This window comes from Aliiglaciecola lipolytica, from assembly GCF_018860635.1.
Taxonomy (GTDB): domain Bacteria; phylum Pseudomonadota; class Gammaproteobacteria; order Enterobacterales; family Alteromonadaceae; genus Aliiglaciecola; species Aliiglaciecola lipolytica_A.
Genome location: NZ_JAHKPT010000021.1, coordinates 237,911 through 261,829 on the forward strand (window position 1 = coordinate 237,911; position 23,919 = coordinate 261,829).

General features: G+C 38.9%; 13 protein-coding genes. 10 read left to right on the forward strand and 3 right to left on the reverse strand.

Annotated features, from left to right (window positions below; translation table 11 throughout):
• Window positions 1-160 precede the first annotated feature (160 nt).
• Window positions 161-1,783 carry a sulfatase family protein gene (locus KO530_RS09550; protein ID WP_216048186.1) on the reverse strand — a complete coding sequence of 541 codons (1,623 nt, stop codon included), beginning with the start codon at window positions 1,781-1,783 and terminating at the stop codon, window positions 161-163.
• 128 nt (window positions 1,784-1,911) lie between these two features.
• A complete protein-coding gene (locus KO530_RS09555) occupies window positions 1,912-3,411 on the reverse strand; it encodes a sulfatase-like hydrolase/transferase (protein ID WP_216048187.1) in 1,500 nt (499 codons plus the stop codon).
• Between the two features lie 166 nt (window positions 3,412-3,577).
• Here KO530_RS09555 and KO530_RS09560 point away from each other — a divergent pair, with 166 nt between their 5' ends.
• The 6 genes from KO530_RS09560 (at window position 3,578) to KO530_RS09585 (ending at window position 14,754) form a co-directional block, all read left to right on the forward strand.
• On the forward strand, window positions 3,578-4,957 hold the full coding sequence (locus KO530_RS09560; protein ID WP_216048188.1) for a sulfatase family protein: 1,380 nt from the start codon (window positions 3,578-3,580) through the stop codon (window positions 4,955-4,957).
• Window positions 4,958-5,795: 838 nt separating this feature from the next.
• A complete protein-coding gene (locus KO530_RS09565) occupies window positions 5,796-7,658 on the forward strand; it encodes a sulfatase (RefSeq protein WP_216048189.1) in 1,863 nt (620 codons plus the stop codon).
• A gap of 88 nt (window positions 7,659-7,746) precedes the next feature.
• The gene (locus KO530_RS09570; protein ID WP_216048190.1) at window positions 7,747-9,588 is read left to right on the forward strand and encodes a sulfatase; all 1,842 of its coding nucleotides are present in this window, start codon (window positions 7,747-7,749) and stop codon (window positions 9,586-9,588) included.
• 137 nt (window positions 9,589-9,725) lie between these two features.
• A complete protein-coding gene (locus KO530_RS09575) occupies window positions 9,726-11,375 on the forward strand; it encodes a sulfatase-like hydrolase/transferase (protein ID WP_216048191.1) in 1,650 nt (549 codons plus the stop codon).
• 333 nt (window positions 11,376-11,708) lie between these two features.
• The gene (locus KO530_RS09580) at window positions 11,709-13,193 is read left to right on the forward strand and encodes an arylsulfatase (protein ID WP_216048192.1); all 1,485 of its coding nucleotides are present in this window, start codon (window positions 11,709-11,711) and stop codon (window positions 13,191-13,193) included.
• A complete protein-coding gene (locus tag KO530_RS09585) occupies window positions 13,183-14,754 on the forward strand; it encodes an alpha-L-fucosidase (protein ID WP_216048193.1) in 1,572 nt (523 codons plus the stop codon). The genes KO530_RS09580 and KO530_RS09585 overlap by 11 nt, the downstream gene beginning before the upstream one ends.
• Before the next feature lie 72 nt (window positions 14,755-14,826).
• Here the strand turns inward: KO530_RS09585 and KO530_RS09590 are convergent, their stop codons facing one another.
• On the reverse strand, window positions 14,827-15,609 hold the full coding sequence (locus KO530_RS09590; protein ID WP_216048194.1) for an IclR family transcriptional regulator: 783 nt from the start codon (window positions 15,607-15,609) through the stop codon (window positions 14,827-14,829).
• Between the two features lie 362 nt (window positions 15,610-15,971).
• Between KO530_RS09590 and KO530_RS09595 the strand changes: the two genes are divergently transcribed.
• From KO530_RS09595 to KO530_RS09610, 4 genes are all read left to right on the forward strand, one after another.
• On the forward strand, window positions 15,972-18,710 hold the full coding sequence (locus KO530_RS09595) for a TonB-dependent receptor (protein WP_216048195.1): 2,739 nt from the start codon (window positions 15,972-15,974) through the stop codon (window positions 18,708-18,710).
• Window positions 18,711-18,777: 67 nt separating this feature from the next.
• Window positions 18,778-20,487, forward strand: coding sequence for a VCBS domain-containing protein (locus KO530_RS09600; protein WP_216048196.1), 1,710 nt, complete (start codon window positions 18,778-18,780; stop codon window positions 20,485-20,487).
• Between the two features lie 333 nt (window positions 20,488-20,820).
• The gene (locus KO530_RS09605) at window positions 20,821-22,713 is read left to right on the forward strand and encodes a sulfatase (protein WP_216048197.1); all 1,893 of its coding nucleotides are present in this window, start codon (window positions 20,821-20,823) and stop codon (window positions 22,711-22,713) included.
• A gap of 565 nt (window positions 22,714-23,278) precedes the next feature.
• Entirely contained in the window at window positions 23,279-23,890 is a 612-nt protein-coding gene (locus KO530_RS09610; protein WP_216048198.1) for a hypothetical protein, read from the forward strand.
• Window positions 23,891-23,919: the final 29 nt, after the last annotated feature.

Sequence of the window (23,919 nt, forward strand, 5' to 3'; positions counted from 1 at the left end):
CAATGCTTCTGTGTGACCAATTGGTTATTCATGTTAAAGGCACTTTAACGCCACTTTAATTGTCACTTGGGTCAGGAACAGGATAATTACTTAATTGCGTTGACACGGCTTTTTAAACGCCGTGTTTTAGCCAAAATTAATCAAAATCTACCTTATTTCTTTAATGATCTTTCCTTTTATTTTTATTTTTTACTTTGCTGCTTTTGTATATATTCACAGGCACGTCGTTACGGCCTGTTTTCCCTTCAACGCTGTAACCATTATTGACTGCTTGCTCTAACTGTTTTTTAAGCTGTGCCACTATTTCAGGTTTTTGCTTGTATAAATTCGTTGTTTCTGCACGGTCTGTTTTCATATTATACAACTGCATTTCAGTGTTGTTATCGCCGCCTTCACTCCAGCCACAGGAGCCTTTGCAGGCAGCTAACTTCCAATCACCTACACGCACAGCAAAGTGACCTGATACAGAGGCGTGAATAGCCACAGGGTGGGTTTCTTCTTCGGAGCCTTTTAATGCAGGCAATATAGAAAAGCTGTCAACTGCAACATCATTTGGCAAGGTCACTTTTAATATGTCTGCGCTGGTAGCAAACAAACTATTATGAACTACAGGTTTACTATATGTAGAGCCCGCTTTTACGTGACCAGGCCAACGAACAATATAAGGCACTCGATGGCCACCTTCCCAAATGTCGGCTTTGACGCCGCGCAAGTCTGCCGTTGGGTGATGACCAGCAGCGATTAATTGCTCGAATTTAGCACTTGGTGATGTACCATTATCTGTCGTGAAAATCACAATAGTGTTGTCGGTGAGTTTAGCCTTGTCTAAGGCCTGCAATATACGTTCAACCGAATTATTGGTTTCCATCACAAAATCAGCATATTTGTTAATTCCGCTTTTACCAATCCAATTTTTACTGGGCACTACAGGGCTATGGGGCGCACTAAATGGCACATAAAGGAAGAAGGGAGTATTTTTCCTTGCTGGATCGGATACATAATCTACCGCTTTTTCGGTGATACGATTTAACATTTCATCGGTATTTTCTAAGTTGTAAGTTACTTGGTCTTGTTCAATCCATGTACCCATCTGGCGAGCATGATGGAATCCCCAGTATTTATCAAATCCTCTTTCAATTGGACCACCGATGATTTTAGTACCTATAGGAACAGCATCGTAAAATTTACCTCGACTTTTGTCTATCTCAGTACCTTTTGGTAATAAATACTTGAAGCCGAGATGCCATTTACCGGTCATCGCTGTATCGTAGCCTTGGCTTTTCAAAAATTGCGCGACTGTTAGTGTTTTTTCATCGATTAAAGGCTCATCACCAACGCTAATGGTTCCATCGGGTAACACGCTAGTTTCGCCACTTAATACGCCTTTTTGCAGACGAGTTCGCCACGGATAGCGGCCTGTTAGTACTCCATATCTGGTAGGTGTGCAGACCGCAGAGGCACTATGCGCGTCGGTAAACATCATGCCTTCTTCCGCCAAACGGTCAATTGCTGGTGTCGCAATTTTACTATTTGGATTAAATGCAGAGACATCACCGTAACCCTGATCATCGCTCATTATAAATATGATGTTTGGCTTGCTTTCATTTGAATGTGCATGTGCTGGGATGAATACAAAACTAGATGTAACAAGCAACGCGCATAGGGTTTTAGAGACACCTGTCGCTGCCGTTTTTTTTAATTTGTTTAAACCTTGTTGATAGGTCTTTGTACTCAAAATGTTGTTTTTGAACAAATCAATTCGAGCAATATTCATACTTTTCATAGTTCGTTTACCTAATTCGTTGTAATCATATTTTCTATAAGATGCATTTACCACCGAAAATAATCTTGTTGCTACATCATGTTTTATTGGGGGGAGAATTTTTGTTTATTTGCATAGAAAAATTCCGCTTAAATCTTAGGCCAGTCATCAGGTCGCTTATCTGAGTCTTCCGTGTTTACCAAACGACCAAAGCTGGCAATGGGATCGTTATTGTCTAATGGATCATTTACGATTTTTTTCCATTTCTCTAACTCAAGCATCATTTGTTTTATGCGTGATTGGTGTTCTGCTAAATCGGCTAAGTTTTCCGTCTCGTAGGGATCATTGATTAAGTCAAACAGTTGCGTCTTCCTTAATACAGGATAGTAAATTAGTTTGTAGTCTTGGGTTCTTAACATCCGTTGAAAATGCCGGTAACTACCATAAATACTTTGATAAAGCTGGGTTTTTTCACCACGAATAAGTGGCGCTATACTTGCTGCTTGAACACTTTTCGGAATATCTAAACCGACTAATTCGACTACGCTAGGAAAAACACTATTAAGGTAAAACATGCCAGGCATAGATTTACCTTTAGGTATATTAGGGCCCTTGACGATGAATGGAGCGCGGACACTATGATCATACTGATTCTGTTTCCCCAATAAGCCATGGCTGCCCACTGCTAATCCATGATCAGAGGTAAATACAATTAAAGTATTGTTTGATTGGCCGGAAGCTTTTAAGGCAGCTAGAATTCGACCAATTTGTGCATCGGTATGCTCAATCATTGCATAATAATCACCGATAAATTGCTTAATAACGCTGGGATTCCGAGGATTATTAGCTAATATTTCATCTCTTATGTAAAAATCGCCTTGATTAAATGGGTGAGTGGTTAAAAAATTATCAGCCAACGCGATACTATCTGCAGGATATTTGCCCACATACGATTGTGGTGCTTGGCGAGGGTCATGTGGGGCTAAAAATCCGACATACATCATAAAAGGTTTGTCATGTTTTTCGGCTAAAAATTCAACAGCGGCATCTGCGATTACTTCACTTGTGTGTTTGTCGGCTTTATATGTTGAAAATTTGGCGTTCGCTGCTGCTGTAGGATGATAGTCTACAAAGTTCGCATTAAATTGACCGCCGTGTTTAAGCCTAGCCATACCGCCCATAAAAATCGCTTTACCTTGTGCAAAACTAGTTTGCCAGTCTTCTTTAGACAGATGCCACTTACCCGTCATAAACGATTGATAGCCGTGATCTTTAAAGGTTTCTCCCATGAGTTTAATTTCATTTTGCGTTTCTGCGGGTAATTTCTCGGGACCTCGACCGGTTTGATACAAATGTCGTCCTGTATTTATCATCCGACGACTAGGAGCGCAAACTGCACCAGACCAACTGCCTTGATTGAATACGTGAGTAAAAGCAGTCCCTTGTTGCGCCAAGCTATCAATATTGGGTGTGGCAATTCGTTTGTTACCTAGAGCGTGCACGGTATTGTAGGATTGGTCATCGGTTAAAATAAACAATACATTGGTTTTAGCGGATGCTTGAGAATTAACACTATAAATTAAATTTAGTCCGAAAATGACAGTCACAAAAATGTGATTAATTTTCAAATATATCGGTGACCGAGACATATTGTTCCTTGCGACTAGCAATTTAAATAATTGTTAATAAGAAGATGCATTTTTGTTGTAGTATAGCCTGTTTTCAATATAGAATACTATTCCAAATATAAAACATGGGTTTTATTTTGTCTAATATTTAGTAAATTGAAACAGCATAGGGGCTTAAGGAATGAATATGAGAACAAAATATTTAGTCGCGGTTATCTTGTCGGTATTTCCTTTTATAACTCTAGCTAGCACCAATGCCTCTGTAGCATCAAAACCGAATATTATTGTGGTGATGGCTGATGATATGGGCTGGGGAGACTCAGCGACTTACGGCCACAAAACGATAAAAACGCCAAACTTAGATAAATTAGCAGCGCAAGGTGTTAAATTCACACAAGGATACTCATCGGCAGGTGTTTGCTCGCCTGCACGCTCATCAATTTTAACCGGCAGAACTCCTTATCGTAATGGCGTCTGGCGCCACCTATCTGGCTCCCATGAAGCTCATCTACGCTCCAGTGAAATTACCTATCCTAGCTTATTTAAGCAAGCCGGTTATACCACGGGACACTTTGGTAAATGGCACTTGTTATCCAAACAACAATTTCACAAAGAAGGATATCCTCATCCTGACGAACATGGATTCGACTACTGGTTTGCGACTCAAAATAATGCAGAACCAAGTCATAAGAATCCAACTAACTTTATTCGTAACCATCAACCTGTAGGTGAATTAAAAGGATATTCTGCGCCATTAGTTGCTGACGAAGCCATTAGCTGGATTGAGCAAGGACGGGATGCAAGCAAGCCGTTTATTATGTCAGTTTGGTTTCATGAACCACATAAGCCCATTGCCACAGATATTAAATTTTCAGAACTGTACCCAAATGAAAGTGCGCTAAATAAAAAGTATTTTGGCAACATTACTCAAATGGATTTTGCATTGGGGAAAATAATGGACGTGCTCGACGAGCAAGGTCTTAGCGACAATACGTTATTAATGTTTTTGTCAGATAATGGTCCTGTGGTCGGTGTGGGCGGCAATAGTGGCGGTCTAAGAGGGCTCAAACGAAATGATTTTGAGGGGGGGATTCGAGTGCCATTTGTTGTGCGTTGGCCAGGGCATATCGAAGCCGGTTCGGTGAATGACACGCCTATAATTGGCTCAGATATTTTCAGTACTGTTTTAGCCGTAGGTGGTATTGAAGCACCTCGCGATCGCAAAATTGATGGCGTTAACTTTTTACCCGCGCTAGAAGGCAAAGTACTTAAGCGCAGCACACCTTTATTTTGGCGAACTCACGTTTCTCCAGCAGAAGACCGAGTGGCTATGCGAATTGGCGATTGGAAAATAGTGGGTAACGATACCCTCACTGAATTCATGCTGTTTAACGTGCAAAAAGATTGGCAAGAGAAGAACAATCTTGCGTCTAAAATGCCAGAAAAATTAAACACAATGAAAGCAAAGCTATTGGAAACCTGGGAAGATATTAAAACAGATGGACCAAATCAATGGTGGGAAAATGAAACAAACCCACCGAGAAAAGGAGCAAGCCTCAATTACTAAAGCATAGTGAGTTGCCACTAGCGCAAACGTCGTTTTTGTTGTTGAGCTGTTATTTACTGATTGGGTGCCGCTCTCGTTCAAGATTGCGGTATTTCTAACCAATAAATGTTGGCGAGTACAGACTGGTTGTGAAACGACTTTAAGTAGTCATTGTCGTCAATATTATTTTACTGGCATTAGTGTGAATTGGTATGGCATCGAAAGGAGTCCCTATTCATGTTGATGTGCTCAAAAAACACTTATCCTCACGCCATTGTTTTAAATATAAAATAATATTTTACTTGTGATTTACATTATTTTCGATATAGAATAACAATTCGAATATGAAACGTTGTGTTGTATATAATGTGGTTGATTTGATTTGATTTGATTTGATTTGATTTGGATAGGGACTGATGGGAGTCATTCGTTTACATCAGAAAATTGTGGGGTAGGTGAATTCACGGATAGTGTTATTCAATATGACCTATTTATTACCCAGTGCAGTGACAAAACGCAACCTTTTATACCACAGCTATCCTATAAACCAAACCTGAGTCAGCAGCGGATCTTGTTGAATTATTATAAAGATAGCAATGGGACTGCATAACAATTTGATGTAAATGCGAATCGGTTAGTCAATGAAGTATCAGATAGCACTTGTATCAAGAAAGTATATTAAGCAATAAATGAGTGTTTAGGTGACCTTGTTAGTGATGGTGATGTTTATACGAGGTCGTTTGGATAGGTCGATTCTCAATTAGACCTGCAGGCAGCTGAAAGTTAATTAACTCGGTGCGTTTATAATAAAGCGTCCAAATTAATTTTTAACCGCAAGTTATTTTATCAAGGATATTTTATGTACAAACTTTTAGGGCTTATTGCCATTGTACTGTTGAGCCAAAGCGCTCAAGCTAATACCGCCATTGGAAAGCTTGAAAAACCCAATATTATTATCTTTTATGTTGACGATTTAGGTTGGCAAGACACTCAATTAAACGATATTGATAAACCAACGCCTTGGGAAACGCCGAATATGTTGGCACTTGCTAAACGAGGTATGAATTTTACCCAAGCTTATTCTCCTGCGCCCACATGTGCTCCTTCGAGAGGTGGTTTGTTATCTGGACAACATCCAGCTAAAACTAATTTTACCCATGTTCTTGGGGCGCAAATTCCAGCGGCACTGAATAACCATAATCAATTAATCGCACCTTATTTTAATGATCATCTTTCTCCTGAAACCCTCACGTTAGCAGAAGCATTAAAAGCAAACGGCTATAAAACGGGGCATGTTGGTAAGTGGCATTTAGGCAATTACGCGAGTAATTATCCTAAAGCTTATGGTTTCGATTTTTCATTCGATAAACGCGGCGCACATAAAGGATCAAAACAACGTCATAAAGACTTCGACAATAAAGAATTTCCTTTAAGCAAAGAAAAGTATCCACCCTATAGTGAAAAGAATCCAAATGGTATTTCCTATCCTCTGGATTTAGTAACTGAGAATGCGCTAGGTTTTGTACAAAAAAACAAAGACGAACCATTTTTTCTTTATTTAGCACATTGGATGGTACATGTTCCTATTATTACTAAAAACAAAGCTTTATTAGAACATTACACCGACAAACTAGGCATCCCATTTCCACAATCAACAGATCCCATTACTACGCCAGGCCAAACCAATCCTTATTATGGCGCAATGGTAACAACGGTTGATTGGAGTTTAGGTCGCTTGGTGTCGTTACTCGAGCAAACCGATGACCCCCGTAATCCTGGTAAAAAGTTAATCGACACAACTTACATTTTCTTTTCTTCAGACAATGGTGGCGCAGAGCGCAAAGGTACAGAAATAATTACCGACAATTTCCCACTAGATAAAGGTAAGAAGCACACGGAAGAGGGCGGAATTAGAGTGCCAATGTTAGTGGCTGGACCTGGCGTTAAATCCAACGTTACTCACCACGGTATGGTAAATCAGCTAGATTATTATCCCACCATCTTAGCGTTAACGGATTCAACAATTCCTGAGCAGTATAAAGATAAACTCAGCGGCTTAAATTTATCGACAGTGCTTCAAAATGAAAATCAAAAAGCGTCCTATGATAATGGCGAGGTGAGAAAAAACTTGTTTTGGCATTTTCCCCATAACGAAGATCCTTCTATGCGTGGCGCGATTCGTGAAGGTGACTTTAAACTTTATAAACATTACGTTGACAACAGCTACTCGCTATATCGCTTGTATGAAGACGATAAACGTTATGATCTAGAAGAAACCAATGATTTAGCCGCAGAACCTGAGTACGCAGGTGTCGTAAAAACGTTATCGGCTAATTTAGAACAACTTCTAGCAGAAAATAATGCTATTTATCCTCGTTTAAACCCTGAGAATAAAGACAACATGGCAGCCAGAACTTTAGTCCCTGAAGTGTCGTCGAATAAATTTAATAAGGCTAAACGAGAAGCTCAAATAAGCTTAGTGGACGGTAAAACCGCCGTAAAAGAAGCTTATTTACTGGCAGAAATTGCTAAAACCAAAGGCAGTAATAAGCGAGAATCACGCGGCAAGCTGGTAATAACCTATGAAAAGTTACCGGTAACAATTAATTCAGACGATATGACAGTAACTGGGTATGTCCCTAAAGATCGCGATGCTTATGTGTTCGTATTAATTGATGAAAACAACTTTTTAGTGACCAGCGATAAGTATAAATCGTTGTAAATTACATTTTATTAAGGTGCACGGATGCATCAAAAAAACTTTGCGCTAGTTAACAAATATTATTCTAAGGTTATATTAGGTAAATACTATGTCTAAAATAATTTGGTTCTCCGTTCTTTGTTGTCTTAATTTGTCATATGCTATGGCAAGTGAGAGACCAGAAAAACCCAATGTACTGTTAATTCTAACTGATGATTTAGGTTGGCAAGACGTAAAGCGCTACGATATTGACGAACCTTCTCCATTTGAAACGCCAAATATCGACAAATTGGCCTCGAAGGGGGTGCTCTTTTGGCAGGCGTACTCGCCAGCAACCACTTGCTCACCTTCACGTGGCGCTATTTTATCGGGTAAACATCCCGTTCGTTTAGAACGAACTGCCGTTAGAGGCGGGCACCCTCCAATGCCTTACAACAAAAGCTCGCTTTTGGTTAGCCCGTGGCAAGCAGGCGCTTTGGCTTCTGATGAAATGACGATTGCAGAATCGTTACAAATGAATGGCTATAAAACTGGCCACACAGGAAAGTGGCACGTAGGTATTGCTGGAACAGATATACCTTTACCCACGGCGCAAGGATTTGATTTCTCAAAACATGGTTTTGGCGCGCACAGAAAAATGAAAGATCGTACCAAAGAGTTTTCGACGTCCGATCCTTCCACTCCCTTCTATTTAGACGAAGAAGGCTTTCCGTTTGATGACATCACCCAAGACGGGCTTGATTTCATGAACCAGTACAAAGACACCCCGTTCTTTCTATTCTATTCGTCTCGATTAGTGCATACTCCGATACAAACCAGAAGTGAAGATTTACTGCGTAAATATTATCAAAAATTAGGCGTAGAATATCCTAAAAAAGGAGACGTTTGGGACGAAGCTGGCCAAAAGAATGCCTATTATGCAGCCATGGTAGAAATGATAGATTATTACACGGGTTTGCTTATTAAGTATCTTGAAGAAACTGATGATCCAAGATGGCCAGGTCACAAACTAATCGACAACACTTATGTTATTTTTACCTCAGATAACGGTGGTATGGAAAGACACACTAAAGAAATTATTACCGATAACTATCCGCTAGATAAAGGGAAAATAAATGCAAAAGAAGGTGGCGTTCGAGTTCCGCTAATCATAACAGGACCAAATATCGCGGGAAATGTTGAAACCGATGTCATGGTAAATGGCGTGGATTTTTATCCCACAATACTAAGTTGGACTGGTGCTAAAAAACAAAATCAACAAATATTGGATGGGGCTGATTTATCGGTTTTACTGGAAAAAGACCCAACTGATTCAACTGTCGTTATCGATCCTTGGACTGGGAAAACCAGAGATACAATGATGTGGCATTTCCCAAATAGTTCGATGCAATCTACTTTGCGAGTCGGTGACTATAAACTTATTCGCCAATACGTTCCTACTGAAGAAAAAGCGACTTTAGAGTTGTATCAACTTTATGAAAACGGTACGAAACGAGTTGATATTGAAGAAGCGAATAATCTTGCCAGTAAAATGCCTCACAAAGCACAAGAGATGGATAACCTTTTGCAAAAACGATTGGAACAATTAAACGCGCGTTATCCTTTCCTAAACCCGCTGGCAAAAACGTCGTTACCTAACAAAAGTAAAGTTCCTACTGTTGTTAAACATGGACGAGACGGTAATACGGTTTGGTTAAAGTATAAAAATAATGGCGCTAAAGTTATTGGTGCTGAGTTGATCTATACAAAAAATGGTGGAAAACGAGGAGAAGTTTGGGTTCCTCTAAAAATGGCTCTTGATGGCGATAAATTATCAGTAACTTTGCCAAAAGGAACAACTCACTATGTATTTAATTTGTTTGACGAAAACAATTTCTTAATTAGTTACCCAGAAGCGGGCTATCTGAAAGACACTAAAGTGTTTGCACCAAAAGCAATTTCAGTAAACTAATTTTGATTTTTTGGAGTAACTTGGTGGCGCAAAGCAACGTTAAGCAAAGTGTAAAAAACTTGCTGGTGATAAAGATAGGTTTGCTTTTTTGCGGGCTGCCAGGTGCTGATTGAGAATAATGTCATGGAACAAAATCAATGAAATTTAATAGTTTAATACTTTTAGGAATTACGCTTACACTGGGTATCTCTGGTTGCAGTGTAGCTAAAAAAGCCAGCAACGAAAGTAGCCAAGAAGTTACAATGGCGACGAATTCGGCTAAACAAACCAGTCGCCCGAATGTTATCGTAATCCTTGCTGATGATATGCGAGCAGGGGTCACGGGGTATGAAGGTCACCCCATCATTAAAACACCTAACATCGATAATCTAGCTGCCAATGGCACTGTTTTTAACAAAGGCTTTGCAACTAGCGCAGTATGTACGCCTAGTCGTACCAATTTATTAACCGGCTTATATGAAAGACGGCATGGTATTAATTTCAATTCTGACAGCAGCATGACAGAAGAGGCTTGGTCTCAAACGTATCCAATGCTGTTAAAGGATGCGGGGTATTTTGTTGGCTGGATAGGCAAAAACCATACACCTATTGGTAAAAATAAAGCAGGTGAAACTGGCTATAAAAGTGGCGTTATGGATAACAGCTTTGATTATTGGTATGCCAGTCACGGACATTTAACTTTTTACCCAAAGGATAGAAAGAAACACGCCATTTTTAAAAATGCAAAAGCAGATACGCAAATAGAAATTCTTGAAGAAGGTTTAGATAACTTCATGGAGCCTCATGAAGCGTTTAAAGCAGGCTACAACTTTCTCGATAGTCGCCCTAAAGATAAACCGTTTGCTTTAATGATTAACTTTAACGTGCCGCATGCCAATAGCACAGGCACTATGAAGTTACGTGATACCGATTTAGATCTTTATAAGACCACCTACAGAGACCAATTTGATCAAGTGGAACTGCCTGAAACCTATGTGGCGAGTAAAGATATAAAAACCCCTAAAATACCTAAAAACGTCTATAACGGTGAATACATTAACGGTTATAGCTATGTTAAAACGCCCAGAGCACTAAGAGAAAGAAAAATCAGAGAGATGCAAACTATCTCGGGTATCGATAAATTGGTAGGCAAGCTTGTAAAACATTTAGATGAACAAGGCATCGCTGATAACACGATTATCGTATTCACCTCTGATCACGGTTTAATGCACGGACAATTTGGCTTAGGTGGCAAGGTTCTGTTGTATGAACCATCGGTACGTGTTCCATTAGTGGTTTATGATCCAAGACTTAAGCAACATAAAGCGGATGAAAGTAATGAGCTGGTGGCCTTGCTAGATATTGCACCAACCTTATTAGATTTAACCGATACTGAGATCCCCGAGGAAATGCAGGGACACAGTTTAAAACCTCTAATGCAAGCAGATCCGCAATTAGCTAACAAGACTGTATGGCGACAAGAACTTTTCCTAGAGAATATGATGACGATTCAAAACTACCCTCGTATGGAAGGTTTACGCACCCATAAATGGAAATATATTCGCTACTTTGATAAGAAAAAAGACCAGTCGTACGCGAAAATGAGTGTTGCATCGATTAATGGCGAACAGCCTATATATGAAGAGTTATTTGATTTAGAAAATGATCCTCTTGAAATTAACAATGTGATTGCCGATCCAATCAATGCTGATGTCGTGCAACGCTTGCGTGAGAAAAATGCGGCCCTTGTTAAAGAGTATCGCGGTGATAAACCATTTAAGACTTATGTTAGCAAAAAGAGGCGCTAGCCATCGCAAGGTTTTTTAACTGCATAACAATTGCATTAATTAACAGCTAATCGGCGGTTAAATTAACCAAAGTGTTACAGTCCATGTGTCACAGCAACATCATAAAAAAGCGAACCTTAAGGTTCGCTTTTTTGTTTTTATCCAACCAATTCTAAAAGCACATGTATTGTTCTATAAACAACTTGTGTTACAAGTTATTTACAATATAGAATGATATTTCAAATATAAAACATTGGTGTTGGCTAGGATATTCCAAATCTACGCTCAAAATGCATGTTTTTAACTAGATTTTTATCGATTGATTGCGACACTAAACTTAGAAGGCGGATTATTTTGAATTTACGGTATGCGTTTGTATTTATGTTATTTGCATCAATTTGCAGTGATGTAAGTGCAAAACCACTGGACAAAAATTTGTTAGCATCCAGACCAAACATCATTTTGGTCATGACAGATGACCAAGGATTAGGGGATCTTTCCTTTACGGGCAATGAACTTTTAAACACGCCAAATATTGATAGTTTTGCCACCAACGCTGTGCGTTTTAACGACTTTCAAGTAAGTCCTACTTGCGCTCCTACACGCGCAGCGTTAATGAGTGGTCTACCACCTTTTAAAGTGGGGGTTACCCATACCATATTTCAGCGGGAGCGCTTGGCTCCTGATGTTTATACCATGCCTCAGGCACTGCAATCTGCAGGATACCAAACGGGATTGTTTGGCAAGTGGCATTTGGGCGACGAACCGCAATATTTACCGCAAGCTCGTGGTTTTGACGAGGTGCTAATGCATGGTGCTGGCGGAATTGGCCAAACTCACCTAGGAGATTTCCCTCCTAATAAAGATAATTTGTATTTTGACAATGTATTGCTTCACAACGACAAAATTGTACAGACCAAAGGTTTCTGTACTGATGTGTTTTTTTCTGCAGCATTAGCTTGGATAAAAAAGCAGCACTCTGCAAAACAGCCATACTTCGCTTACGTTTCACTTAATGCACCCCATGCTCCTTATATAGCGCCTGAAAGTTATAAAAAACGGTTTTTAGAAGCTGGATATGATCAGAAAACCGCTGGCCGTTATGGGATGATCGAGAACATTGATGATAACGTCGGGCGCTTAATGTCGAAATTAGACGAGTGGGGCGCATTAGATAATACGTTAATCATTTTTATGACCGATAATGGCATGTCAATGCCACCTATGGTTCACAACGGCAAACAGCTCATTCCATTCAATGCTGGATTAAAAGGTCGAAAAAACTCTGCCTATCAAGGCGGAACTAAGGTTCCCATGTATTGGCAGTGGAAAGGTGTACTAGATAAAAATATTGATATTAATGGGCTGACTGCTCACATTGATCTTTATCCGACATTAACGCAATTAGCCGGTGCGACCTTACCTGAAAATATGCAGCAGCTTGATGGGCGCTCGTTAATACCCTTATTAAATAGCCCTAAAGCCCAATGGGATGATCGTAAGCTCTTTATACATATTGGGCGCTGGAAAGCGGGTGAGATGGAAGCCGCAAAATACGGTAAATATGCGGTACGAACACAGCAATGGCGGTTCGTTAATAATAAAGAACTTTACGACGTGAATGCCGACCATGGAGAAAGCCAAAACCTAGCATCTATGTATCCTAAAGTCGTGAACAATCTGCGTAATGCGTATGAACAATGGTGGGATGCAAGTGTTCCTTTAATGATTAATGAAGGTCTTCCTAAGGTGGAAGAGGCCGATTTTCCCCTCGTTATTCGATACAACAAACAGCTAAAGGAAACTGGAATCCCATTTTGGAGTCCAAATGAATTATAAAAAAACAGCTAAATTCACGTATTTAACTATCTTAATCTGGTGCTGTCAGAGCGTTTTAGCTGGCTGCGCCAATGGATTAAACGACAATCAAACTGATACCGATAAAAACAATAAGCTAATAGCGGCAAATTGGCAGTCTATGGCCGAAAACTATCAGGTACCAGAATGGTTTGTGGATGGCAAAATAGGTATTTGGACACATTGGGGGATACCTTCAGCGATAGATGAAAATCGACCCCATGATGGTTCTCATTATGGACGCAGAATGTACGGCACAGAAGGCTTTATAACACCGTCTAAAAATCCTCAACGAGATATGCAAACCACGGCTACGCTCACCCAGTGGCATACTAAACGATATGGACATCCCTCAGAGTTTGGCTACGAAAAATTCATTCCATCTTTTAAAGCTGAAAACTGGGATCCTGAGGGGTTAGTTAAATTTTTTAAACAAAATGGCGCTCGTTTTATTATGCCCGTGGCAACCCATCATGATAATTTCGATATGTACGACTCATCTCACCCATGGAACGCGGTAGATATGGGACCTAAAAGAGACACGATCCAAGAATGGAAAGATGCAGCAACTAAGTATGGACTTAAATTTGGTGTGTCTACACATTTATATTGGGCACCAAGGTTTTTTAATGCAGCCAGACAATATCAAAAACCGAATACCTTAGAATGGCAACTCTTTGCAATGGACTATCACCCAACAGAATTTGCATCGCAGCAGACTTGGAACAAACATTGGTTTGAACGCAGCTGGGAATTAATCGAAAAGTACGATCCAGATATGTTTAACAATGACTCACCATATCCTTCAGATGAATTTGGCGATGTCTCTGGTGTTGCTTTGTTTTCTGATTTTATCAATCGTGATTTGTTAGAAAATAACGGTAAACAAACTCGGGTACTTTCATTTAAAGACGCAAAAAAAGATAAGGCTGCTTTTACTTACAATCTTGAACGGGGAATGTTTGGTGAAATACAAACTCACCCCTGGATGTGGGCGACAGATGTTTCGGGTAACTGGTTTTATCGCAAAAATTTAATCACCAAAATGAGCGTGCCGGTTTTACTGGGTAACGCGGTTGATGCCATTAGTAAAAATGGCGTGGTAATGATGAACGTAGCATTGCGTGGTGACGGCACTTTACCAGAAGAGCAAGCGGCCTATATTCGTGCTTTTGGAGATTGGATTAACATTAATGGTGAAGGTATTTATGCTACTCGACCATGGAAGATTTTTGGTGAAGGTCCATTAAAGATCGTTACTAAGCGAGCGGGCGAAAACTTAAAAGCCTTTTCTGCTCAAGATATTCGCTTTACCTATAAGGATAATATTTTATTTGCTTTTGTACTGGCTCCACCTGAAAACGATATTCAAATCAAAGCATTGAAAAACGCTGGACTGTTAAACAAAAATATTCAATCAATATCGATGCTTGGTTCGGATGAAAAGATTCACTGGCACAGGAATAAAAATGGGCTGACTATAAAGTTACCTGAAACTTTACCTCAACAACCCGTTATTGGATTTAAAATTTTACTGGACTAACCGAGCAAAGTTAAAGTGCCAGTGACACTTTAACTTTGCATTTTTGTGTTGCCTTAGACAGTCTTGCGTTTACTAGAACCCACTGTAGGTTTGCGCCAATTCAGAAAGTTCAGCTGCTGCTTCTCGCACATAAGATTCGGTTTCTGAAAGGCTTAAGGAAATACCTTTTTCTACAATATAAGGTACCGTTATACAGGCAATCACTTCTTTACTTTTTCCAAGAAAGATCGGAAAAGACAAATCGATTAAGCCTGAAACGATTGGACTTTTCGACCTAGCATGGCCTTTACTTAATATCCGCTCAATTAATTCTTCACATTCTTCTCTGTTAAAGTCGTTATCCGTTTTTTCAAATATACTGAGGGATTCTTCTCTTGCTTTCTCAGGCATATAGGATAAAAGAACTCTACCTGAGCCGGTTTTATATAGGTCAAGATGATGTCCCACTCGAACCGATAAACCTACAATAGCTGGGCTCTGTACTCTGGCGATAACTACCATATGCTGTTGGTTTGCAACTGCTATATGACAAGATTGTTTAATATCGCCAGATAGCTTGTGCATCACTGGAAATGCCGCTTCCACCAAAGTCCCAACAGGAGGTACTTTCATTCCTAAATCAAATAATTTATTGGTTATATGGAATGAGTCACTGCCTTCGTTCCTGGATAGATAACCTCGATGTTCCAATGCTGAAATCATTCTATATATTTCACTTTTAGAGCGCTCTAAAGTAGTCGAGATTTTGGCAAGGGACATAGGTTCTTTCACTTCCGCCAATAGCTCTAATATTTCAAAACCTTTTTCTAGGGCAGGAGCAGAATAACTTCGTTTCTTTTTCTCTTTCTCTTCCATCTAAAGAACAACCTCTAATTTATTTTGTATATAATATAGTGTTTCATATTAAGTTAATGGTCAATACTCATTCTTGTTTACTAGGTAAGATTGTTAACGAAGCATTAACTATTTACTCAAAATTTAAACCATTTATCTTCTGAAAAAGCGCAATTAAATGATTAAGTCGCTAAAAAACACTTTTTTCCCACAATAAATGCTGTTCAATAGGGTTCTCTAACCTGTTGTTAATTAGATGTTTTATTTTTATTGCTAAATCATCTAAAAAAAATAACAAAAAATGCTGTTTTAAATGTGAAACATTGTTTACCATGTAAATATTACGTAAATTGATGAACGAAATTTATACAGGGGATAGCATAATGTCTTTAAATTTTCATAATAAGAATAAGCTAGCAATTGCAATATCAATGGCAATTTTTTCGACGAGTTTATTAAATGCAAATATTGCTTTAGCACAAGAGTCTAAAAAAACTGCTGCTGAGCCAAATGAAGTTGAAGTGATCGAAGTGAAGGGGATTTTGGGTAGCTTAAAAGATGCTGCACAAATCAAACGCTATGCAGATACCGTGGTAGATGCAATTACTTCTGAAGACATTGGTGAATTTGCAGATGATTCCATTGCTGGTGCAATTCAACGTATTCCTGGTGTTCAAATTGAAACTGATGATGCAGGTACTGACGGTGATCGTGTTTCTATCCGTGGTCTTGGCCCTGAGTTTGTAAACTCTACTATTAACGGTCGTCGATTATTATCATCAGGTAACGAAGGTCGAAACTTACGTAAAATGAATTTTAATGCCTTTCCACCAAGTGTTTTATCAGGTGTTAGGGTAACGAAAGGATCAACAGCTAGCCGTCCTGAAAGCGGTTTAGCGGGCCAAATTGATTTACAGACAATGAAGCCGCTGGATCTAAGAAAATTAAAAAAGAAGAACAGCTATTCGACAATCGGTTTTCGGGCTGGTTTAAATGATATTGATGATGAAACTGGTTTTCGCGTGAATGCACTTAGTGCATTTCGCAATGATGACAAGGATCTAGGTGGTTATTTTGCCCTTGTAGCAAGTGAGGAAAAAAATGCTAGAGACCAGTTGAGAATTAACTGGGGCGATGATTATCAAATTAGTCAGCAAACAAACGGTGAAAGTGAGACTGTTCTAGCTAGAGCACCCAAAAATATCACCATGAACCCCATACGTGAAAGCCCAAGTCGTTTAGCTATTGCTACGGGTATTCAATATCAACCCAATGAAGATGTAGATATCAATTGGGATTTTATGTACTCCCACTACAACAACAAATCTACTCGTAATCAGTTTCAAGTTAATTTGAATCAAAACAGTGTGTGGAAAGGTACTGTATTCGATCAATCTGAAGCGGGTAACCCTGGTCTGGTTGTGGATGAAAATGGCACGGTTCGTTATGCTAATCTTGCTCAATCAGATTTAACCGGAAGTGGCCTAGCCGCAAGAACCACGGCAACCAAATACGACAATGAAACGAAAAATTTAGTTTCGGGTATCAATGTTGATTGGATAATTAATGATTCCCTCAATGCAAATTTTGATGCTTATGTATCGACTCTTGATTACACTCAAAATTTACGTTTTGTTCGATTCGAAAAAGATCTCGATCCCAGTACTTTTATCTATGATGGAACAGGTGACTTGCCTTCAATAACGGCTCCAGATGCTGATGTTCTTGAAGATTGGAATTACTCTCGAGCAAGTATTAGAGAGATTTCTAGTGAGGGTGAAAATTACGGATTAACGGCTGCTTTTGACTACGCTATTGATAATCACGACTTGTTTTCATCAGTTTATTTCGGTATCCACTTCGATCGAACAGATATCGATGCAAAGCGCTCCAAATCTGGCACTTTAAGCGATTTTGCGGATGAGATGTTAGGTGCTGCATTGATTGGCGATCGCTTACCTGAAGAATTCTTGAGTGGTGAGGGTATTTCACCTTCACGTTACCTAGTTCCACTTTATTCATCAGCGGTCACTATTGACCCAAGAATTGAAAGTTATAGTTGGGATGAGATTGGAGTTGATCCTGATCAGTCCTATGAAATGACTGAAGATATCTTTGCAGTTTATGGCCAAGTTAATTTATACACAGAAGTTTTCGGTTTGCCGTTAACCGGCAACGTGGGTATGCGTGCTGTTTATACTGATAACGAGGCAACAGCCTTGCAAGAGCTAGAATTACCAGATGGTGAGATAACTGAAGAGATAGTAACAACCGTTAATGACTACTGGACATATCTGCCTAGTCTCAACTTGAACCTTGCGTTAAATGAAAATATGGCATTGCGTTTGGGTTTATCAAGAACAATGTCTCGTCCTGATTATCAAGATACTGCACCTATAAACAGAATTAGGTTAGATGATGAAGGTGTAGATAACTCTGCTGTAATAGGTAACCCAGCATTGAACCCAATGAGTTCACAAAACCTTGATATTACCTATGAGTGGTATACCAAATATGATGGCGCATTTGTTTTAAGTGGCTTTTACAAAGAAATTGATGATTACATCATCAAAGATACCTTGGTCGACCAACCTTTAGCGGGTTATGACGGCCTTTGGGAACTAACAACCAATATCAACTTTTCAGATGGTACAGCCGAAGGGGTTGAAATCGGGTTATTGCAACCTTTGGAAAAATTAGTGCCTGCATTGGCCGGGTTTGGTTTTTCTGTGAACTACACCTATGTTGATTCTAAGTTTGATAAAGAAAACGTGGGTGATGCTGGCTTTGGTTTCCCTGGTTCGTCTAAAGATAACTTTAACTTTGTTGGCTTTTATGAAGCCGATTGGTATGCAATAAGACTGGCATACACCTACCGTGGTTCATTCTTCCGTTCCTTAGGTGGAACCGGTTCACAATCAAGTACTTCACGCTTTAGTGGCGAGCAAGAAAAACTGAATGTAAACCTTAATCTTAAACCAATGAAAAATGTATCGGTTAAGTTAAGCGCCAATAACATTACAGGTCAAAAACGTCGTGATTTTTATGGCGATGAATCTACTTTCCTAGATTATTTTGATCGAGGAAGAACCTACTCTGTTTCAGTAAATTACAAGTTCTAATGTAATTTTGAAGGTGTTTTATAAAAACTAAATTGTAACTAGAAAAAACAATAATTTAGGGCGAAAAATGAATAATTTAAAAAATATTTTTACAGTATCTGCACTTGCTTTAGCATTATCTGCTTGTGGTACTGATTCAGACAACCAACTTAATGTAGAAGGTGGTGTGTCTATTTCCGGTGAGACGACTTCGGGTCAAACGTTAACTGCACAAGTTCGTGATGTGAATGGCGTGAATGAGTCTGCGGTATCTTATCAATGGTTGTCAGCTGGTGTAGCAATACCTGGGGCGACGTCTAATAGTTATGTATTGGCCGATAGTGATATTGATAGCACTATTACGGTCACTGCGAACTATACCGATAATGATAGTTTTGATGAATCCGTTGTGTCAGCAGCCACTGAGGTGATCAAACCGATTGTTTTAAATGTTGAAGGGGTTGTCGAAATTACCGGTACTGTGGAGTCTGGACAGGAATTAACTGCTGTTATCACTGATGATAACGGCTTGTCACTACAAGGTGTCAGTTACGCTTGGCTAGCAGGCACAGATTCTATCGGCACCGATGCGCCGACAGTTACGCTAACTAACGATGAAGTGGGTAAAACGGTTACTGTGACGGTTACCTATGTTGATAATGACGGATTCGCGGAGGATGTAACCTCTGAAGCTACGAATGAAGTTGCACCTATCCCTCCTGTAGATGCTGAGTTTTCAGGTGATTTAAGCGTTACAATTACCTCTAGTGAGGCTGAACCAGCTACAGGAACGGCGATTGTTACAGACCTTAATGAAGGGGAGAGTTCGTTCGAAGAGTTGAGTGATATAACAACAACTTACGGTGTGTTTAGCATAACGGCAAGCGGAGCTTGGACGTACACTTTAGATACCAATAATGCAACGGTTGCCGCGCTAACGAGTAATGATGATGATTTAGTCGATACGATTATCTTAACTTCGTTTGATGGTACGACAAGCTCACTGCTTATAACAATTACAGGTGCTGATCTTATTTCAACTAAAGTCGTGAAATTAACTGATACTAACATCAACACGAGCACAGGCGAAACACCATCAAATGGTGATATAGGTGAGTTAAAACTAGTGATCGGCGACCAAGTCGATGGCAGTGGTAATCCGCTTGCAAGCACTCTTGAAGTAGGCAAGTTGAGCTTTTTATTTAAACATGAACTAGGTGAAAATTTTGATTCAACGAATGAACTGAATGATCCTAGTCAAAGTGCTCGCGTGGGTCTTTATGGCGATAGAAACAATACGGCAAGGGCGTTAATTGAATTAAGATTTTTAAAAGATGGAGATATCGCTATTCGTGACAACAATGATCAACATCTCATCGATCAAAAATTTGAACTTGGTGAGTGGGTTGATGTTGCCATAACATGGGATGCGACGAATGCTGACGGTACAGTTACCCCAACTATGAACGTATCAATAAACGGCACACCGATAAGCTCTTCAGATCCAGCGTTAGTAATAACTAATGGTTCTTATTCTTCATTTTCTACGCATCCAGGCGATGTAGAAAACGGTGTTTTAAATACAGCATTTAGATTAGGTGATTCTCCAAATCCGGTAACTGATGGCTCTTTGTATATTGACGACCTAAAAATTTACTCTGATGTAGAAGGGACGACTCTAATATTTGAAGATGACTTTGAAGCTTTCGATGAAAATACGCAAATTCATACTGATACTTCTACATATCATTCTGGTACAAATGAAGCAATTATCGTTACTCAGCAAAAACTGCCATAGGCACAATTGACTCAGTATTGCTTTTTTAGTGAATATTCATAGTACGCAAATAGCGCTATTTTTATAGCGCTATTATTTTGTTCCACACACTTTATTTCGATGAAATTTTAGTAAGCATATAAACCTTAGGAGATATTGACAAAAGTCCATGTAAAAATTGTTTGTTAGCACTGCAAGGGAATGGGCGAATGGGAAAACCTTTGTACTATTTATCCTTTGCTAAATTAGCCGGCGCCACGCTTTATTATTTATTTGAAAACGCTAACCAGATTAATCATTTAGCGAACATGTAAAGATTATTATTAGGCCTGTAAAGTGGAATAAATACATATTATGAAAAAATACAAAACATTCTTAACCTTAGTATCATTAGCATTTTTCTCTTCTAACTACGTCAGTAGTCAGGAGAAAGGTGAGTTAATAAAACCCAATGTAATTATATTTTATGCAGATGATTTAGGTTGGCAAGACACCGAATTAAATGATTTAGACGACCCAGTTGTTTGGGAAACCCCGAATATTGCAAAATTAGCAAAAGATGCGGTCAATTTTACTAATGGATATTCCCCCGCACCCACTTGTGCTCCCTCACGAGCAGCACTTTTAAGCGGCTTACATCCTGCTAAAACCGGTATAACCAATGTGGTTGGCGGACAAATTCCAGCTCCCCATAAATCGGAAAAATACATTAGTGCATATTTTCCCGAAGGATTAAGTCCAGAGCATTTAACCATCGCTGAAGCATTAAAAATGAATGGTTACAAAACCGGCCACGTAGGCAAATGGCACGCGGGACATCTTCAGATTCAAAGCTCAAAGAATCAAGGTTTTGATTTTGTGAATGAGTCTAGAGGCGCGCACCAAGGGCCGAAAGGGAAGAACAATCGAGTTAATTATTTTGCAACACACAGCAAAAAAGACCCATATCGTTTAAGTGACGAAAAGTACTATCCTTTTACAAAAGACTCACCCAATGGGATCTCATATCCAACCGATGAGGTTACTGAAAGTGCACTTGAATTTATGGACAAAAACAAGCAAGAACCTTTCTTTTTATATTTAGCTCATTGGATGGTGCATTACCCAATTCACACGAAAAACCGTGAATTATTGCAATATTATACTGATAAATTAGGCATGGAGTTCCCTACCAAAGATATTCCAATAACGACGGGCGGACAAACCAACCCTTACTTTGGCGCTATGGTAACCACATTAGATTGGAGCCTTGGGCGTGTTGTCGATTATTTAAAGAAAACCGACGATCCTAGAAATCCTGGTAAAAAATTGTACGAAACAACCTACATCTTTTTCTCTTCTGATAATGGCGGAGCGGAGCAACGCAGAGACGAAATTATGTCGGATAATGCACCTTTAGATAAGGGGAAAAAGTATACTCAGGAAGGCGGTATTAGAGTACCAATGCTGATTTCCGGCCCTAATATTGTTAAAGGAAAAACAAAGGATGTTTTAATCAACCAATTAGATTTTTTCCCAACTGTATTAAGTCTGACAAAAAGTGAAATTCCTGAAAAATATCGCGCGGAATTAGATGGTTTAGATATTTCAAACGTACTATTAGATAATGAAAGTGACGTTAAATATGAAAATGGAAAACCTAGAGAAGAGTTATGGTGGCATTATCCCTTTGGTCTCAATTCTACCCAACAGTCAGCCATAAGGTCTGGAGACTTTAAGTTATATAAAAATTATTTGAGTGGCGATTATCTCCTGTATCGCCTATACAAAAACGGCAAACGACACGACTTAGAAGAAATGCATAATATCGCTAAACAAGAGCCTGAAGTTGTCAAAGAGTTATCTCAAAGATTAGAAAAATATCTAAAAGATTATGATGCAAAATATCCTTACAAAGATCCTACTAGATTTAAAGATGAAAAACATAAACAACAAGTAGCCTCCATTCCGACTATCGTGAGTGATGCTTTTGATAGCAAATCTCGTCAAGTTTCTGTTGTATTAGAAGAGGGTAAAAATAACGTTATTGAGAGTTATGCCCTTGTCAAAATATCTGATAAAGCTACGGCAAACAAAAAAGGTAAGAAAAGCAAAGTTAAATCCACGTATATAAAAATACCGGTAGATGTTGCTGATAATAAGCTAGATTACACATTCACGGTTCCTAAAGAAGCGCAAGAATACGGTCTCATTTTAATTGATGAAAATCGGTTTATGATAAAAAGTAAATTTCATAAACTAAAATAATCTGCGAGTTTGATTAGACGTTGGCCCACTGCAATGCAGCGGGCTTTGTTTATCTGAATTTACATCACAGGTTTTGGAACGCTGATTGCCAGGGATTCTTAATATAAATTAAAACAATTAAGCTTCAGTAGAACATTGTCAGCGCGAAAATAAGACAGCAGCTAAGCATAATAGGTTGTTATGAATATCGGCCTTCCGGTTAGCGTCAATTCTCAAAACAAGATACATTTTTTTGGCTAGCAGTGCATGTATTAGGTCACTAACGTCATCGACTTTCCGTGTTATTTGCAGTTGATAAATAGTTTAAATCTCTAAGCTGAATAATTAATCCCATTGCTATCCACGACCTGTATTCACATACCCTAAATTAATTAAATGCTAACCACACGTAATGCGTAAATTTATCCCACAAAAATCAATATAAAATAGTTTTTTATATATGAAAGATGTAAAATTTTATGTAGAATTGTAATCATATTGTGACATCCCTCCGTAGGTTAAGGGTTTTCATCAATAGCTAAGTTTTATAAAAACTTTAAATTCAACTTGTTTAGGAAAATATAATATGAAGATAAAACTATTAAAAACCCTATTGGTGGGATGTATGATCACATTAAGTAGTTCAGCTTCTGCAGCTATCATTAATTTCAATGTCGATAAAAGTGAGTTCAGAATTGATAGCTTAGAAACAAGCGGCTTTATTATTGAACGCACTTCCTTAGGTCTAGCATCACTTGGTGCGGATAGAAATGATTCTGCTTTTACTGGAAAAAATGGTCGCCTAATGACCTGGGATGAGACGGGCTCAAATACCTCTGGATTTACTTTAACAACCGATAATAGTGATTTATTTTCTTTGCAGTCATTTCAATCAGGTAATGGCTATGTGAATGGTAGAAATCCGGTGTCTTCTGTGACATTAAACGGCTTGCTCTCAGATGGGTCGAATATTTCAGAAGACTTTTCAAAAACGGGAAAAATTAACCTGTCTGGTATTTGGGATAATTTAGTTTCTGTGGAATTTATAGCGCATGGATTAAATAATAGAGCTTATTGGGATAGTATCAGGTTTGAAAGATTTGCTGCACCGGTTTCCGTTTCCGCTCCATCAACTATTGGGATATTTGTGTTGTGCTTATTTGGCATAATGGCAGGTAACATTAAACGAAAATTATAATCATACATTTTAAATAAACTCTCTTTAGG